Origin of the sequence: Bradyrhizobium sp. SZCCHNRI3043 (genome assembly GCF_032377735.1) — a bacterium.
In the GTDB taxonomy this organism is placed as follows: Bacteria; Pseudomonadota; Alphaproteobacteria; order Rhizobiales; family Xanthobacteraceae; genus Bradyrhizobium.
The window spans coordinates 121126-137928 of the sequence record NZ_JAUHID010000006.1 but is presented as its reverse complement, the minus strand read 5'-3'; the positions used below and the strand labels follow the sequence as shown (position 1 = coordinate 137928).

Sequence of the window (16803 nt, the reverse complement as noted above, 5' to 3'; positions counted from 1 at the left end):
ATCGGCGATCTTCTTCAGAGTTCAGAGCGAGCCGGCTTCCTGCGGCGATGAGCGAAGGCCCGCCGGCATGTGATGCCGGGCCTGCACGATGCTGAGCCGTGCGTCTCCTGCATCTACGCAAACGCGCGTCTCGCGCGCATTTCACAAAACCGAAGCAAGACCGACACCACGTTGCAATTTGTTGCCGCGATAAATTGCCGCAGGCGAGCAGCAATTCGTAAGCGCGCGCCACCACCCCACTCCGTCCGGAGATGTCATGACCAGAACAGTCACGCGGTCCAAGGCGCTCGCCCTTGCGACCACCGCCGTCTTCACCGCGACCACCGTCGCACCAGCCTTCGCCGGCGCGGCGACCAGCACCCCGATCGAGCACGTCATCATCATCGTCGGTGAGAACCACACCTTCGACAATCTGTTCGGCACCTACAAGCCGAAAGCTGGTCAGGCCATCGACAATCTGCTCAGCAAGGGCATCGTCAACGAGGACGGCACGCCGGGCCGGCATTTCAAGAAGGCGGAACAGCGGATCGGTCGCGCCGAGGCTCGCTACAGTGCCGAGACGGCGTCCACCGGCGCCTACGCAACGCTGCCGCAGCCCTACACCACATATGGAATCGGCCTGCCGCAGAACGTCCTCGACACCCGCTTCCCGGCCAATCTTCCCAATGGCCCGTATCAGATTTCGAAATACGTCTCCTACGCCGCCTATACCGGCGATCCGGTGCACCGCTTCTTCCAGATGTGGCAGGACATCGACGGCGGCAAGCACGACAAGTTCGTGTGGGTCGAGCAGACCATCGGCACCGGCTCGAACGGACAGCCCTATCCGGCCGGCGGGTTCAACCCGATGGAAGGCGCCATCTCGATGGGCTTCTACAACATGAACCCGTTCACCGATGCCTCCGGCAAGGCCCAGCCCGGTGACGCGCCGTTCTTCAAGCAGCTCGCCGACGAATATGCGATCAGTGACAATTATCATCAGGCCATCATGGGCGGCACCGGCGCCAACTTCCAGGCCCTCGTGACCGGCCACGCCGCGTTCTTCACCAATCCCGAGACGCTGAACGGCGCCCCGGCCGTGCCCTATGCCAACCAGATCGAAAATCCGGATCCGGTTGCCGGCACCAACAACTACTACAAGCAGGACGGCTACAGCGGCGGCTCCTACGTCAACTGCTCCGATCCGTCAGCGCCCGGCGTCGCCGCCATCAACGAGCAGCTGTTCAAGAACGGCGTCACCAGCAACAATTGCGCGTCGAACCATTATTATCTCGTCAACAATTACAGCATGTTCTGGAACCAGACCAGCGCGAAGCCGAATGCGCTCGGCTCGGACAAGTTCGTGCTGCCGCCACAGAGCGCGCCGACCATCGCCGACGTGATGACGGCAAAGGGCGTGTCATGGAAGTATTACAGCGCCGACCGCGGTGACGATGCCACCACCTTCGCCAAGAGCGTCGACGGCGTGCCGCTGCTGTTCCACTCCTATTGCGGCATCTGCGACCCGCTCACCGGCTTCAACAACATCATGAAGAACCCCGCCGAGGAAGCCAAGCTGCAGAACTACGGCGCCTTCGTTAAGGACGTGCAGAGCAACACGCTGCCCGCAGTGTCGTTCGTGCGTCCGTTCGAGGCGCTCGCAGGGCATCCCGCCGATTCGACCACCGACCTCTACGAAAAATTCCTCGAGGCACTGATCAATCGCGTCAAGGCCGACCCGCAGCTCTGGGCCAAGACCGCGATCTTCATCACGACGGACGAGGGCGGCGGCTACTACGACTCCGGCTATGTCCAGCCGGTGGACTTCCTCGGCGACGGCACCCGCATTCCCTTCATCCTGGTCTCGCCGCTGGCCAAGAAGGGCCATATCGATCACACTTACTACGATCACGTCTCGCTGCTGAAATTCATCGAGCGCAACTGGCGGCTGCCCACGATCTCCGCCGTCAGCCGCGACCGGCTGCCCAACCCGATTCATGATCGGGACGACAACCGCTACGTGCCGAAGAACCGTCCGGCGATCGGCGACCTGATGAACCTGTTCGCCTTCAGCGATAACGATGGCGATCACGATCACGACGGCGGCTGGCATCATCACGACCACGGTGAGCACGGACACGGCGACGACCGCTGATCGACGGGAGTCTGCCGTTGTCAAGAACAGCCCGCCGCACACGTTGCGGCGGGCCCTTCTGTGCATTGTCCGCGGCGGACGACATTGATGGTGCACCGAATTGCAACATCGTGACGCCGTCAGCGGATTGTCAGCCGATCGTCACGCCCCCGTTATCGACCCTCCGCATCGTCCCGCCGCCGCTTAATGAAGCGGCGCGATGCAACCGAGGTCTTGGGGGATCTTGTAGAATGTCACTTCGATCATCATTCAAATCTGCCTTTCACGAACTGCTCACATTGTCTGTCACGATGTTGTTGCTCGCGTTCGCCGCTGCCGCGCCAAGCCTCGCGCACGATCACGGCTTCGACGACGACGACGACGACAGCTACGCCATCGGTCTGTGGGGCGACCTACCCTATTCCACGCTGCAGGCCACCGTCGGCGTCCCGAACCTGATCGCGGACATGAACGCCCACCGGCTGAAGTTCACCGCGCATGACGGCGACCTGAAGCAGGGCTCCAATTCCGCCTGCGACGCCGGCCTCTATGCCCAGGCGCTCGCCTTCTTCAACAGCCTCGAGGCGCCGGCCATGTTCACGCCCGGCGACAACGACTGGGTCGATTGCGATCGCCCCTCGAATGGCGGCTTCAACTCACGCGACCGGCTCGACTACGAGCGCAAGGTGTTCTTCTCGACGCCGTTCTCGCTCGGCCAGCGCAAGCTGCGCCAGGAGGTGCAGACCGATCCGCTGTGTCTCAGCGCCAACGGCACCAAGGTCGGCTGCGTCGAGAATCGCCGCTGGACCGTTGGCCGCGTGACCTATGCGACGCTGAACATCCAGGGCTCCTGCAACAATCTCTGCGACACCAATCCAGATCCGGACGAATACAACGCGCGCAATGCAGCCGTGATTCTCTGGATGCAGCAGACCTTCGCAGAGGCCAGGAAGCGCCATTCCGCTGCGGTGATGTTCATCACCCAGGGCAACCCGGGCTGGGACCAGGCCGATCCCACGCGCGCGCCGCTGCGCGATCCCAAGACGCTCGCCGAGACGGACGGGCAGCCGGACGGCTTCATCAGCTTTCTGACCGCCTTACGCACCGAAGTCGAGGCGTTCCGCAAGCCGGTCGCCTACGTCCACGGCGATTCCCATTACTTCCGGATCGACCAGCCCTTCCTCAACAGTGCCGGCCAGCGGCTGGAGAACTTCGTTCGTGTCGAAACGTTCGGCGACAATCAGGGCAACGGCAACAACGACGTGCGCTGGGTCAAGGTGACCGTCGATCCGCGCAGCCGCGACGTGTTTTCCTTCCAGCCCGTCACGGTGCCGGCGAACCGCACCGCCGTGCCGGCGCCGACCCGCAACTAAGCCTCATCATGATCGGGTCGCCCAGCCAGGCTGGGCGACCCTCGTCTTTCGCCAAGCAGCTCTTAAGTTGGACTCAACCGAGCGACCGCAGCCAGGCCAGCCGTGCGATTGCCTGCGACGCCAGCCGCTGCATCAGATCGAGCCGGTCCGGTTCGGTTGCTCGCTCCGCATGCTCCAGATACGCGTCCGCGAGCGCCTCCGCCAGCACGGCTGCATCGGCTTGCGCGAGCGCAGCCGGCAGGCGCAGCAGGTCCGCAACCTCCGATGCCATTGCCGCCGCTTCCCGCGCAAGCTCGCGCACGCGATCCGCCGGTCGGCCCGTGGCACGCGACGCCATCGCGCCGAGCAGTTCCGCGAGGCGGCGTTCCAGCCGGCCGACGTCGATCGTGCCCGTGTCCGACGCCACCGTCGCCGCGCGCCTGGCGTCGGCCTCAAGATGATAGGCACGGCGCCGCTCCTTGCGCAGCGTCGCGACGTGACCGAGTTCCTCTCGCGCCATGGCCTCGGACGCCTTCTTGACCTCGGGATCGTCGGCAAATGCCGCGACATAGGACCAGAACGCGAAGGCCCGCTCCTCGTTGCGCACCGCCATCGACAGCGCGCGGTACGGCGTCATCAGCCGCGAGTCCTGGATTTCGCGCGCCGCGCCGGGCTCAAAGGTCTCTGGCGGCTGCCAGCGCACCAGCGACGCATCGGGGGCACGCCCCGTTCGCGCTTGCGACCATTGCGCGACACTGTCGACATGCTCGCGCTCGGCCGCGGCCAACCTCGCGAAGACGTCGGCCAGATCGAGCCGGCCTTGACGCTGCATCTCTCCGGACAGCTCGTCGTAGCGATCGGCCGCCTCCTGCTCCATCGCATTGGCGAGCGCGAACAGCTCGTCAATCGAATGCAGGTTCCCGGCCGGTTCCGACTTGAGCGAAAGCGTGCGTGACAACAACATATGATAGTCCGCCTGATTGTCCTGGCCTGTTTGATCCAGCGCAACGTCCGTCGGATTGCGACCCACTAGACAACCGGCACGATAAGGAGTCAATTTAGCCCGACTCTATTTGCTCCGGGATTGTCAATGGCGACGATCCTTTCCTTCCCCGAAACAGTCCTGACTGGAATACGGCCCTTCGTGGGCCGGCCGTTCCGCTTGAGGTGATCATGGTTGCGAGTGATGTCGCCACCAAACGGTGGCGCATGCCTGCTATCTTGGTAGCAATCCTCATCGGGCTCTGCACGATCGCGGCCCTGCGCGCAGCACATGCTGCCGGCGATCTCGCAACCTACCTCTCGAAGATCACGCCGGGCGAGCTCTTCCCCGATGCGGATCGTTTCGGCGTGCCGCAAGGCGAGCCGCCGATCATGCCGGTGTATCGCGGCGATCAGCTCAAGGGTTACGTCTATCTCAACTCCGATTTCGCCAATTCCGTCGGCTATTCGGGCAAGCCGATCCACATCCTCGTCGGCATCGATCCCAAGGGCGTCATCTCCGGGCTGAAGCTGGTCGATCACAAGGAGCCGATCGTGCTGATCGGCATTCCCGAGCCACGCATCGTTGCCGCACTCAACGGCCTGCTCGGCAAGGACATGACGCCGATCGCGCACGGCGCAGAACATGCGCCGCAGGCCGACATCGTCTCGGGTGCCACGGTCACCGTGCTGGTGATGCACGACAGCATCGTGCGCGCCGCTACGCGCCTGATCCGCAGCGGCCGCATTGGTGCCGGCGCTGCGGCGAGCGCCGCCGCAGCACAGCCGGGCGTGACCAGGACGGTCGATCCCGACAAGAGCGAGATCCGTGACTGGGGCAGCCTGCTCGGCGACGGCTCGGTGCGGCGCCTGCATCTAAGCATCGGCGACGTCAACGACGCATTCGCCAAGTCGGGCAATGCGGCGGCCGCGCAAAATCCCGAGCCCGGCGATGCCGGCGACACCTTCATCGATCTCTATGTGGCCATGGCCAGCGTGCCCACCATCGGCCGCAGCCTGCTCGGCGACGAGGGCTATCAGCGACTCAAGCAGCGATTGCAGCCCGGACAGCAGGCGATCGTCGTCGCCGGCGACGGTGTCTACTCGTTCAAGGGCTCCGCTTATGTCCGAGGCGGCATCTTCGACCGTATCGAGGTGCTGCAGGAGGGCGGAAGCACACGGTTCCGCGACAAGAACCACATGCGACTCGGTGCGCTGGCCGCCGCCGGCGCGCCCGCCCTGCGCGAGATCGGACTGTTCGTCACGCCGCCCGAATTCACGCTCGACCCGACCGAGCCATGGCAGCTCCAGCTCCTGGTGCAACGAAGCACCGGCAGCCACGACAAGGCGTTCCTGACTTTCGATGTCGACTACACCGTTCCAGACGTTTATCTGAAGCACGAGACGCGCGCCGCTGCGACGCCGGCGACGGCGACGGCGACGGCCGCACAGCCCGCCCCGGCCACCGCGCAACCAGTCACTGACGACACCGAAGAGCCGTTATGGATGCGCATCTGGCGCTCGCAGACGGTCTCCATCGGCATCACCGCGCTCGCGCTGACCGTGCTCACCGGGATCTTCTTCTTCCAGAACGTTCTGGTGCGCCGTCCCCGGCTCTACACCTGGGTCCGCCGCGCCTATCTCCTGTTCGTGCTGGTCTGGCTCGGCTGGTACGCCAACGCCCAGCTCTCTGTCGTCAACGTCGTCACCTTCATCAACGCGCTGCTGACCGGCTTCCATTGGGAGTTCTTCCTCGCAGCGCCCTTGATCTTCATCCTGTGGGCGGCAACGGCGGCTGGACTGCTGTTCTGGGGCCGCGGGCCGTTCTGCGGCTGGCTCTGTCCGTTCGGCGCGCTGCAGGAGCTGACCAACACAGTGGCAAAATGGCTCAAGGTGCCGCAGATCACGGTGCCCTGGGGGCTGCACGAGCGGCTGTGGCCGATCAAATACATCATCTTCCTCGGCCTGTTTGGGCTGTCGCTGTATTCGGTCGCGCTCGCCGAGCAGGTCGCGGAGGTCGAGCCGTTCAAGACTGCGATCATCCTGAAATTCTCGCGCAGCTGGCCGTTCGTGCTGTATGCCGCGGCCCTGCTCGGCATCGGCCTGTTCATCGAACGCTTCTTCTGCCGCTATCTCTGCCCGCTGGGCGCCGCGCTCGCGATTCCCGGTCGCATCCGCACCTTCGAATGGCTGCGCCGCTGGAAGGAGTGCGGCTCGCCCTGCCAGCGCTGCGCCAAGGAATGCCCGGTGCAGTCGATCCATCCCGAGGGACACATCAACGTCAATGAGTGCATCTACTGCATGCATTGCCAGGAGCTCTACTACGACGACCAGCGCTGTCCGCACATGATCCAAGTCCGGCTCAAGCGCGAGAAGTTCGAGGCGATGTCATCGCCGTCGATGCGCGCCGCCAAATCCGGTCCGAAGACCGTGATCACCCACGCCGGCCGGCCGACGACGGCGCCGGCCCAATCCAACGATCTCACCCATCCATCATAAGGAGACGACGATGGCGCACGACGACGACCAGACGAAACTCAGCCGCCGGCAGATCGTCGGCACCGCCGCACTGGGCGCGGCCGGCGTGGCCGGCAGCATCGGCCTCGGCAAGAGCATCGAGACGACACCGGCCGCGGCGCAGGCGCGAGCTGGACAGAGCGGGGGCAAGGCCGAGGTCGCGCCGGGTCAGCTCGACGAATACTACGTCTTCTTCTCCAGCGGTCAGACCGGCGAGCTTCGCATCGTCGGCATGCCGTCGATGCGCGAGCTGATGCGTATCCCCGTCTTCAACCGGTGCAGCGCCACCGGCTGGGGCCAGACCAACGAGAGCCGCAAGATCATGACCGAGGGGCTGCTGCCCGAGACGCGCGAGCGGCTCAAGGATCGGCTCGGCATCTGGATGAACGGCGACTGCCACCACCCACACATGTCGTTCACCAACGGCACCTACGACGGACGCTACGTCTTCATCAACGACAAGGCCAACACCCGCCTGGCCCGCATTCGCACCGACGTCATGAAGTGCGACAAGATCATCGAGCTGCCGAACCAGTACACGATCCACGGCATGCGTCCGCAGAAATTCCCGCGCACCGGCTACCTGTTCTGCAACGGCGAATACGAGGTGCCGCTGCCGAACGACGGCAAGGTGCTCGACGACAAGTCGAAATACTGGTCGATGTTCTCTGCCGTCGACGGCGACACCATGACGGTTGCCTGGCAGGTGATCGTCGACGGCAATCTCGACAACACCGATTGCGACTACCAGGGCAAATACGCCTTCGCGACCTGCTACAATTCCGAGAAGGGCGTGACGCTCGCCGAGATGACCGCGAGCGAGCAGGACTGGGTGACGATCTTCAACATCAAGCGCATCGAGGAGGCCGTCAAGAAGGGCGACTTCAAGGAGATGAACGGCGTTCCCGTCATCGACGGTCGCAAGGGCTCGCCCTACACCCGCTACGTTCCGGTCTCGAACAGCCCGCACGGCCTCAACACGGCCCCCGACGGCATCCATGTCGTCGCCAATGGCAAGCTGGCGCCGACGGTCACCGTGATCGACGTCCGCCTGATCGACAACCTGTTCGACGACAAGATCAAGCCGCGCGATGTCGTCGTGGCCGAGCCGGAGCTCGGCCTCGGGCCGCTGCACACCGCCTTCGACGGCCGCGGCAACGCCTACACCACGCTGTTCCTTGACAGCCAGGTCTGTAAATGGAGCCTCGATCTCGCCAAGCGCGCCTTCAAGGGCGAGAAGGTCAACCCGATCATCCAGAAGCTCGACGTCCACTATCAGCCGGGCCACAACCACGCCTCGATGGGCGAGACCAAGGAAGCCGACGGCAAATGGCTGCTGTCGCTGAACAAGTTCTCCAAGGACCGTTTCCTGAATGTCGGCCCGCTCAAGCCGGAGAACGACCAGCTGATCGACATCTCCGGCGACAAGATGGAGCTGGTGCACGACGGCCCGAGCTTCGCCGAGCCGCACGACGCCGTGATCGTGCATCGCTCCAAGCTCGAGGGGCGCGTGACCTCGATCTGGAAGCGCGACGACCCGTTCTTCGCCGACGCCCGCAAGCAGGCCGCGGCCGACGGCGTCACACTGGAGAGCGACGCCAAGGTGATCCGCGACGGCAACAAGGTGCGCGTCTACATGTGGTCCAGCGCGCCCGCCTACGCGCTCGAGAAGTTCGAGGTCAAGCAGGGCGACGAGGTGACCGTCTATGTCACCAACATCGACGACGTCGAGGACCTGGTGCACGGCTTCTGCATCGTCAACTACGGCGTCAACATGGAGATCGATCCGCAGCAGACCTCGTCGGTGACGTTCATCGCCGACAAGCCCGGCGTGTACTGGTATTTCTGCACATGGTTCTGCCACGCCATGCACATGGAAATGCGCGGACGCATGCTGGTCTCGCCGCGGAACGCGTGAGCGATGCGGCGCATGCGCCATATCAAGACTCTGGGGCTGGCGGCGCTCGTCGTCGCCGGCCTGCCCTTCCGCGCCCAGGCGGCGACTCTGCAGGTCGGAGCTGAAACCACCGACCTGCAGGCCCTGCTCGACCGCGCCGCCGACGGCGACGAGATCGCGCTCGCCACCGGCACCTATCGCGGACCGCTACGGATCAGCCACCGCTTGACGCTGGCTGGGGCTCCAGGCGCCGTGATCAGCGGTGGCGGCGAGGGCAGCGTCATCACCGTGGCGGCGCCGGGCACCGTCATTCGCGGCCTCGCCATCGACGGATCCGGCCGTGCGCTGGAGCAGATGGATTCCGGCATCTTCGTCGAGCAGGCCGCGCACGACGCACTGATCGAGAACAACCGCATCGAAGGCAATCTGTTCGGCGTCTATCTGCACGGATCAGCCAACGCCATGGTCCGTCACAACAGCATCATCGGCCTGCGCGCGACGCGCGGCGGCGTCACCGGCAACGGCGTCTCCGTCTGGAACGCGCCGGGCGCCAAGGTGATCGACAACCAATTCCGGTACGGCCGCGATGGCGTGTTCGCCATCACCAGCCGCAACAACGTCTTTAGCGGCAATCGCTTCAGCGACCTGCGCTTCGCGGTCCACTTCATGTACACCAACGACAGCGAGATCTCCGGCAACGTCTCGACCCGCAACATCATCGGCTATGCGATGATGTTCTCCAAGGCGCTCGTCGTGAGGGATAACGTCTCGGATCACGACCGCGACCGCGGCTTGCTGTTCAACGCGGCCAATGGCTCGCAGATCTCCGGCAACAGCGTGATCGGCGGGCTGCAGCCGGCAGAGCGCTGGGCCACCGCGGAGAACCGGGGCACCGACGAAGGCGTGCCGCAGGCCGATGCGAGCACGGCCACGCCGACCGCCGGCGCCCGTCCCGGTCCCGAGAAATGCGTGTTCATCTACAACACCAACAACAACCATATCACCGACAACTGGTTCGAAGGGTGCGAGATCGGCGTTCACTTCACCGCCGGCTCCGAGGGCAACGACATCAGGGGCAATGCCTTCGTCAACAATGCCAGCCAGATCAAGTATGTCGGCACCCGCCATCTCGACTGGTCGAAAAGCGGCCGCGGCAATTATTGGAGCGACAACCCGGGCTTCGACCTCAACGGCGACGGCATCGCCGACACCGCCTATCGGCCGAATGATCTGATCGACCGCGTATTGTGGACCGCGCCGGCCGCCAAGGTCCTGATCAACAGCCCGGCCGTGCAGGTGATCCGCTGGGCGCAGGCGCAGTTTCCCGCGATCCTGCCCGGCGGAGTCGTCGACAGCCATCCCCTGATATCGCCGCCGGCGCGCCGCGCCGCTGCAGAAAGCAGGCCCCGATGACCGCGACAATCCATGTCGCCGACGTGACCAAGCACTACGGCAAGGTCGAAGCCGTGAGGGGCGTGTCGTTCGATCTCGCCGCCGGCGAGATGGTGGCGCTGATCGGCCACAACGGCGCCGGCAAGACGACGCTGATGAAGATGATGCTCGGGCTGATCCGCCCCACCCGCGGCACCATCGCCGTACTCGGTGAAAATCCAGCCGCCGGCGAGTTCTCCTCGCGGCGCCGCCTCGGCTACCTGCCGGAGAACGTTGCCTTCGATGCCGCCCTTACCGGCCGCGAGACCCAGACCTTCTACGCACGGCTCAAGCGCGAGCCGGTCGGACAGGCCATCGAGTTGCTCGACGTCGTCGGACTAGGCGATGCCGCAAAGCGCCGCGTCAACACCTACTCCAAGGGCATGCGCCAGCGCCTTGGGCTGGCACAGGCGCTGATCGGCCGCCCGCGCGTGCTGCTGCTCGACGAACCGACCAGCGGTCTCGATCCGGAGCTCCGCCAGACCTTCTACGAGGTGATCGAGAGGCTCGCCGCCGAGGGCACGACGGTGCTGCTGTCGTCGCATGCGCTGACCGAGTTGGAGGAACGCGCCGGCCGCGTCATCATCATGAACCGCGGCCTGAAGGTCGCCGACGGCACACTCGACGAGTTGCGCCGCCTCGCGCGATTGCCGACCCGGATTCGAGTCAAGGTCGCCTTCCTGCCACCGTCGGGCCCGCCGGCCTGGCTCCCGCCGGCCGCGTCCTATCGCCGGGTGAACGGCCACATCGTCGAGATCGACGCAGCGCCGGACGAGAAGATCGAGCTGCTGCGTCTGGCGACGGCCGACGCCACCGCCGTCCAGGATCTCGAGCTCATTCCACCCAGTCTCGACGAGCTCTACGCGCATTTCCTGCGCCACGCGGAGCACCCGCAATGACCAGCGTGATCACCATCGCCGCCAAGGAGATCCAGCAGGCGATCCGCAATCGCTGGGTGCTGGCCTCGACCCTGCTGCTGGCCGGACTCGCGCTGTCGCTGACCTTCCTCGGCAGCGCGCCGACCGGTACCGTCGGCGCGCGAGCGCTCGATGTCGTCATCGTCAGCCTGTCGAGCCTGACCATCTTCCTGATCCCGCTGATCGCGCTTCTGATCTCGCACGATGCCATCGTCGGCGACATGGAGCGCGGCACCATGCTGCTGCTGCTCAGCTATCCCGTAGCGCGCTGGCAGGTGCTGCTCGGCAAGTTCCTCGGTCATCTCGCGGTGCTCGCCTTCGCGACCTGCCTCGGCTATGGCGCCGCCGCGGTGGCGCTGCTGATCGCCGGCAGCCACTTCGACAGCGACGGGCTCGCGGCCTTCGCGGCGATGATCGGCTCCTCCGTTCTGCTTGGCGCGGTGTTCGTCGCAATCGGCTATCTCGTCAGCGCCGTCGTGCGCGACCGCGGCACCGCAGCGGGTGTCAGCATCGGCCTGTGGCTCGTGCTCGTCCTGATCTACGACATGGCGTTGCTCGGCCTTCTGGTGATCGACCAGGGCCGCAACGTCTCCGGCGGCGTGCTCAGCGCGCTGCTGCTGCTCAATCCGACCGATGCCTACCGGCTTTTCAACCTGACCGGCTTCGCCAATGTCAGCCTGTTCTCCGGCATGGCCGGGCTCGCCGGCAGCAGCACGCTGTCGGTGCAGGCGCTGCTCGCGGCGCTGGTGCTGTGGACGTTGGTACCGCTCGCCGGCGCCGCGCTGGCCTTCTCACGGAGGGAGCTATGAAACGCCTCGCTTTCGCCTGCGCGCTCATCGCCGCCTTTGCTCTCGGCGCCTGCAACGACAAGCAGGCCGCCGCGCCGCCGCCGCCGATCAAGCTGACGGCGGAGGCGATCGGGCACTATTGCGGCATGAACCTGCTCGAGCATTCCGGTCCCAAGGGACAGATCTTCGCCGCCAGCCTGATCGAGCCGGTGTGGTTCTCCTCGGCCCGCGACGCCATCGCCTTCACGATGCTGCCCGACGAGCCCAAGGACATCCAGGCGATCTACGTCTCCGACATGGGCAAGGCCGCGAGCTGGGACAATCCGGGTGCCGACAATTGGGTCGAAGCCCGCAAGGCGGTGTTCGTGATCGGCAGCCGACTCAGAAGCGGCATGGGCAGCGACGAGGCGGTGCCGTTCTCGGATCGGAGCGCCGCCGAGCGCTTCGCGGCCGAGCACGGCGGTCGCATCGTCGGCTTCACCGAGGTGCCGCGCGACTATGTGCTGAGCTCCCCCGACGACAACGCCGGCACGAACGAGCCGGACCACAAGGGCACGACTGAGGTGCGACGATGACAAATCAGCTCTCGCGTTGGCGCTTCATCCGCATCAGCGCCGCACTGGCGGGCCTTGCGATCGCCCCCTGCGGCAGGCAGGCGGCCGGCAGCACCGCTGGCCTCGTCGAATGGCGCGGCACGTTGCTCGGCGCCGTTGCCACGATCAAGCTTCATCACCATGACCGGCGCGAGGCCGAGCGGGTGATCACGGTCTCGATCAGCGAAGCACGGCGACTCGAGCGCCTGTTCAGCCTTTATCTTGAGGACTCGGCGCTGGTCACATTGAACCGCACCGGCGTGTTGGTCGCACCGGCGCCGGAGCTGGTCGACATCCTCACGCTCTCGCAGCGCTACGCCGCGTTGACCGACGGCCGCTTCGACCCGACCGTGCAGCCGCTGTGGAGGCTCTATGCCGATCATTTTTCGCGCCCCGATGCGAATCCCGACGGCCCACCGCAGGCGGCCGTACAAGAGGCGCTGGCGCGGGTCGGCCATCAGCGGCTCAGCGTCAGCCGCGATCGCATCGTCATGCCGCGCGGCACGGCGCTCACCCTGAATGGCATCGCGCAGGGCTATGTCACGGATCGGATCGTCGACCTGCTGCGCAGCGAAGGCGTGCAGCAGAGCCTGGTCGACATGGGCGAAGCCCGCGCCATCGGCGCGCGGCCGGACGCCCGGCCCTGGGAGATCGCAATCGCCGACCCCGACGTTCCCGATCGGATCGCCGCGATGCTACCGATCATCGATCGGGCCGTATCGACGTCAGGCGCCTATGGCCTCCGCTTCGATCCGCACGGCCGCTTCAATCATCTGTTCGATCCGCACAGCGGCGGCTGCGCGCAGCGCTATCGCAGCGTGACCACGGTCGCCGGCAATGCCACGGCGGCCGACGCGCTTTCGACCGCGTTTAGTCTGATGTCGGAGCCTGAGATCCGTGCGCTGCTGCCGCGCACCGAGGTCGACCGTGTCCACCTGATCGACGCGGCGGGAGCCGCATTCGACCTTATCGGTTGAATTCTTTCTGCGGCTGGATCAGTCGAGAGCACGATCACAGGACGCCAGTCGAGGGACGAAACCACCGGCAGCTCGGACGCGACGCGCAGCGGGCCCGCCTCTTCATGTCATATCAAAACCGTGCGGCCATCTCCACGAGCCGCCTGTGCGCCCGCTCACGCGCCACGCCGGTGTGCGCGGCCGGCCCGCTGGTCGGCCCGATCGCCACGAAGTGCAGATCGCGAAGCCCCATGAAGCGCAGCGCCTCGCGCAAATAGGGCGTCGCGAGATCGGTGCGCCCCCGGCTGACGCCGCTGGTGAAGTCGCCGCCGCTGGCGAGGATCACCAGCGTCGGACGATCCTTCAGAAGTGGCAGGTAGCCGCGCGACGGATCGAAGCGAAAGGTGAGGCCCGGCTGATTGATGATGTCCAGCCAGTGCTTGAGCTTGTAGGGAATGCCGAAATTCCACATCGGCGTCGAGATCACGACGCGCTCGGCCAGATCGAGCCGCATCGCCATGCGCTCGGCCACCGCGAACGCCTCCCGCTGGCCATCGGTGAAGGCGCGTCCGCCCATGCGGGCATACTTCGCCTGCAAAATCTCTCCCTCGAACTCCGGCAGCTTCTCGCGCCACAGATTCATCTCGTCGACGTCCCAGCCCGGCCGCGCCTGCCTGAAGCGGTCGAGGAAGGCGTGCGCGCCGGCGCTGGATTCCGAATCTGCCCGCGGCGAGGCGAGGAGATGCAGCAGCTTGGGCATGTCTCACCCCAGCGCCCTGATCACAGCGTCGGCCCTGGTCACGACAGCAACGTTCTGCATGGCGAAGTTGATCGACGCATTGTGCCAGTCCGCGTTCATCGTCGAGCAGCAATCCTCCGGCACCACCATGAAGTAGCCTTTGTCGGCCCCTGTGCGCGCGGTGTGCTCGACCGACATGTTGGTCCAGGCCCCCGTATTGATGATCACGTCACGCCCGGTGGCCTTGAGAATGGTCTCGAGCCGCGTGCCCTCCCAGGCGCTCATCCGCATCTTCTCGACGACGAAGTCCCCGCTCCGCGGCTCCAGCCCAGCGACCGGCGCAGCCCCCCAGCTGCCGCGCACCATCGCCTTGCTGTCGACCAGCCCCTCGAACAGCGGCGCGTTCAAGGTCACGCCGGGGGCACCGGGCTCGACGACGAACCAGACGTGGACGATGACGACGCCGCGTGCGCGCGCGACCTCGGCAAGCCGGCGGACGTTGTCGACGACGCGCTGCTGCCTGGCATGACCGGGAGCCCCGGAATCGGCAAACGCGCCGCCGTCCATGATGACGTCGTTCTGCAGATCCTGGATGATCATCGCGCAGCGGCGCGGATCGAGCTGCATGTCGCCCGACGCCAGCAGCGGCGCCGATGGCGCGCCTGCGGACGTCGCGCTGGATGGGGACGAGCCCGCCGCAGCCCCCCGCGCCTGGGCCTTCATATAGGGCTCGTGGCGCGGGCCGACCTTGGTCGCGATCGCATAGACCGAATGCGTCGCGGTGAGATAGAGCGTGCGAAAATCGGCGCCGCCCCAGGCGAGATTGGCGACCAGTTCCGGGACGCGCACCTTGCCGAGCAACTCGCCGGTGCGCGCATAGACCCAGACGCCGCCCGGCGCGGTCACCCAGACATTGCCGCGCTGATCGCATTTCATGCCGTCGGGCACGCCGGGCTCCAGCTCGGAGCGGATGCCGCTAGCAAACACGCGCCCGTTCGAGAGCGCCCCGTCGCTACCGACGTCGAACACGCGGATCAACGCCTGCACGGTGTCGTTGACATAGAGCAGCGCCTCGTCCGGCGAGAAGCACAGCCCGTTCGGCTGGTCGAACAGATAACGATCGACCAGCAGCCGCGGCGGACCGCCGCCCGACGGCACCCGGTAGACGCCCTGGAAGCCGAGCTGGCGCGGCCGCTCGACGCCGTAGACCGGCATGCGGCCATACCAGGGATCGGAGAAGTAGATTGCGCCGCTGGAATGGACGCACACGTCGTTCGGACTGTTGAGCTCCTGGTTATCGACATGCGAGGCCAGGATCTCGCGGCGGCCATCGGGCCGCTCGCGCACCAGCGACGACGTCGCGTGCTCGCAGACGATCAAATTGAGGTCGGCATCATAGGTCATGCCGTTGCACTTGTTCGACGGCCGACGCATCTCGACCACGCCGCGCTTCGCGTCCCAGCGGCGGCGGACGTCGGCCGGCATGTCGGAGAACAGCAGGAAATGCTCGATCGGGTGCCAGATCGGCCCTTCCGTGAATTCGAAGCCGGTCGCGACCTGGGACACCGGTGCGTAGGGGTCGATCAAGCTCTCGAATTCAGGGCGCAAGGTCACATGGGTCATGGCCGATCCTCGCGCCGACTACGCCGGAAACCATTGCCGCTGCGGCAGCGACTGCACGATGGGACCCGGCACCTGGTCGTGCAACCGCCCTGTCACCACGCCGCCCTCGATCTTGGCCGGGCGATCATGCACCGGCAACAGATAGCGGGAGCTCGACAGCAGCTTCTTGATCGCCGCCTTCTCGGCGCGCTTCGAGGTGCCGTGATTGCCGGTCGTGCGCGGCTCCGCGTCCTGGATCTCGTTGAACGGGGTCACGATCTGGTCGTTGAAGTCGTAGATCACGTCGCCGCAGATGGTGGCGATGCCGTCGGCGGTGTGGACGTGGATGTTCATCGAGCCTTCGGTGTGGGCATTGGCGGCGTCGCAATAGACTCCCGGCATCAGCTCAACGGGTCCGGTCAGCTCGAGATCGAGGAAGCGCAGCGCGCTCTTGGTGTGCAGCCGGTCGATCAGATGCTTGATGTCCGGCGCCGGATATTGCGGGTGCATCAGCCCGGACACCGAATATTCAAGCTCGCGGCGGTTGAGCACGACCGTCGTGTTCATCGGGAACAGATCGTCCTTTCCCGCATGATCGATGTGCAGATGGGTGTGGCAGACATAACGGACGTCGCCCATGCGCACGCCGTGCCGCGCCAGCTGGTTCTCGATCATGTTCTCATGGTACTGCAGCCCGCGCATGCCCAGCGTCTCCATGATCTGGTTGGAGCGGTAGCCGGTGTCGACCACGACCGGATACGGTCCGCCCAGGATCAGGAAGCCGAGCGTCAGCACCCGGCGGGTGCGGCCGCAGTCGCGGCCCAGCACGAGGAAGCTCGATTCGAGCTCGATATCACCATAGTCGAGAATCTTGATTTCCAGCGCCATGAGCGTTCCCTGTTGCTTTTGTTGTCGTT

General features: G+C 65.5%; 13 protein-coding genes. 9 read left to right on the top strand and 4 right to left on the bottom strand.

The window, feature by feature from the left end:
- The first annotated feature begins 256 nt into the window (after window positions 1-256).
- Both QX124_RS15215 and QX124_RS15210 read left to right on the top strand, forming a co-directional pair.
- Window positions 257-2134, top strand: a complete 1878-nt coding sequence (locus QX124_RS15215; protein ID WP_315797597.1) for an alkaline phosphatase family protein — start codon at window positions 257-259, stop codon at window positions 2132-2134.
- A gap of 230 nt (window positions 2135-2364) precedes the next feature.
- Complete coding sequence (locus tag QX124_RS15210; protein ID WP_315739555.1) at window positions 2365-3486, top strand: hypothetical protein; 1122 nt, start codon at window positions 2365-2367, stop codon at window positions 3484-3486.
- A gap of 73 nt (window positions 3487-3559) precedes the next feature.
- On the opposite strand, the gene QX124_RS15205 is transcribed toward QX124_RS15210, so the two are convergent.
- On the bottom strand, window positions 3560-4429 hold the full coding sequence (locus QX124_RS15205; RefSeq protein WP_315797596.1) for a ferritin family protein: 870 nt from the start codon (window positions 4427-4429) through the stop codon (window positions 3560-3562).
- A gap of 245 nt (window positions 4430-4674) precedes the next feature.
- Here QX124_RS15205 and QX124_RS15200 point away from each other — a divergent pair, with 245 nt between their 5' ends.
- Genes QX124_RS15200 through QX124_RS15170 form a run of 7 tightly spaced genes read left to right on the top strand, consistent with a single transcriptional unit; the run spans window position 4675 to window position 13566 of the window.
- Entirely contained in the window at window positions 4675-6945 is a 2271-nt protein-coding gene (locus QX124_RS15200) for a 4Fe-4S binding protein (protein ID WP_315797595.1), read from the top strand.
- 10 nt (window positions 6946-6955) lie between these two features.
- The gene (gene nosZ / locus QX124_RS15195; protein ID WP_315739552.1) at window positions 6956-8881 is read left to right on the top strand and encodes a TAT-dependent nitrous-oxide reductase; all 1926 of its coding nucleotides are present in this window, start codon (window positions 6956-6958) and stop codon (window positions 8879-8881) included.
- A gap of 3 nt (window positions 8882-8884) precedes the next feature.
- Complete coding sequence (locus QX124_RS15190) at window positions 8885-10273, top strand: nitrous oxide reductase family maturation protein NosD (RefSeq protein WP_315797594.1); 1389 nt, start codon at window positions 8885-8887, stop codon at window positions 10271-10273.
- Complete coding sequence (locus QX124_RS15185; protein ID WP_315797593.1) at window positions 10270-11190, top strand: ABC transporter ATP-binding protein; 921 nt, start codon at window positions 10270-10272, stop codon at window positions 11188-11190. The genes QX124_RS15190 and QX124_RS15185 overlap by 4 nt, the downstream gene beginning before the upstream one ends.
- Window positions 11187-12017 carry an ABC transporter permease gene (locus QX124_RS15180; protein ID WP_315739548.1) on the top strand — a complete coding sequence of 277 codons (831 nt, stop codon included), beginning with the start codon at window positions 11187-11189 and terminating at the stop codon, window positions 12015-12017. Before QX124_RS15185 ends, QX124_RS15180 begins: the two co-directional genes overlap by 4 nt.
- The gene (locus QX124_RS15175) at window positions 12014-12571 is read left to right on the top strand and encodes a nitrous oxide reductase accessory protein NosL (protein ID WP_315776964.1); all 558 of its coding nucleotides are present in this window, start codon (window positions 12014-12016) and stop codon (window positions 12569-12571) included. The genes QX124_RS15180 and QX124_RS15175 overlap by 4 nt, the downstream gene beginning before the upstream one ends.
- Window positions 12568-13566, top strand: a complete 999-nt coding sequence (locus tag QX124_RS15170) for an FAD:protein FMN transferase (protein ID WP_315797592.1) — start codon at window positions 12568-12570, stop codon at window positions 13564-13566. The genes QX124_RS15175 and QX124_RS15170 overlap by 4 nt, the downstream gene beginning before the upstream one ends.
- Window positions 13567-13678: 112 nt before the next feature.
- On the opposite strand, the gene QX124_RS15165 is transcribed toward QX124_RS15170, so the two are convergent.
- Genes QX124_RS15165 through QX124_RS15155 form a run of 3 tightly spaced genes read right to left on the bottom strand, consistent with a single transcriptional unit; the run spans window position 13679 to window position 16774 of the window.
- Window positions 13679-14305, bottom strand: a complete 627-nt coding sequence (locus QX124_RS15165; protein WP_315797591.1) for an NAD(P)H-dependent oxidoreductase — start codon at window positions 14303-14305, stop codon at window positions 13679-13681.
- 3 nt (window positions 14306-14308) lie between these two features.
- Window positions 14309-15907, bottom strand: coding sequence for an isochorismatase family protein (locus tag QX124_RS15160; protein WP_315797590.1), 1599 nt, complete (start codon window positions 15905-15907; stop codon window positions 14309-14311).
- Window positions 15908-15925: 18 nt separating this feature from the next.
- A complete protein-coding gene (locus QX124_RS15155; protein ID WP_315758239.1) occupies window positions 15926-16774 on the bottom strand; it encodes an MBL fold metallo-hydrolase in 849 nt (282 codons plus the stop codon).
- Between the last annotated feature and the right edge of the window lie 29 nt (window positions 16775-16803).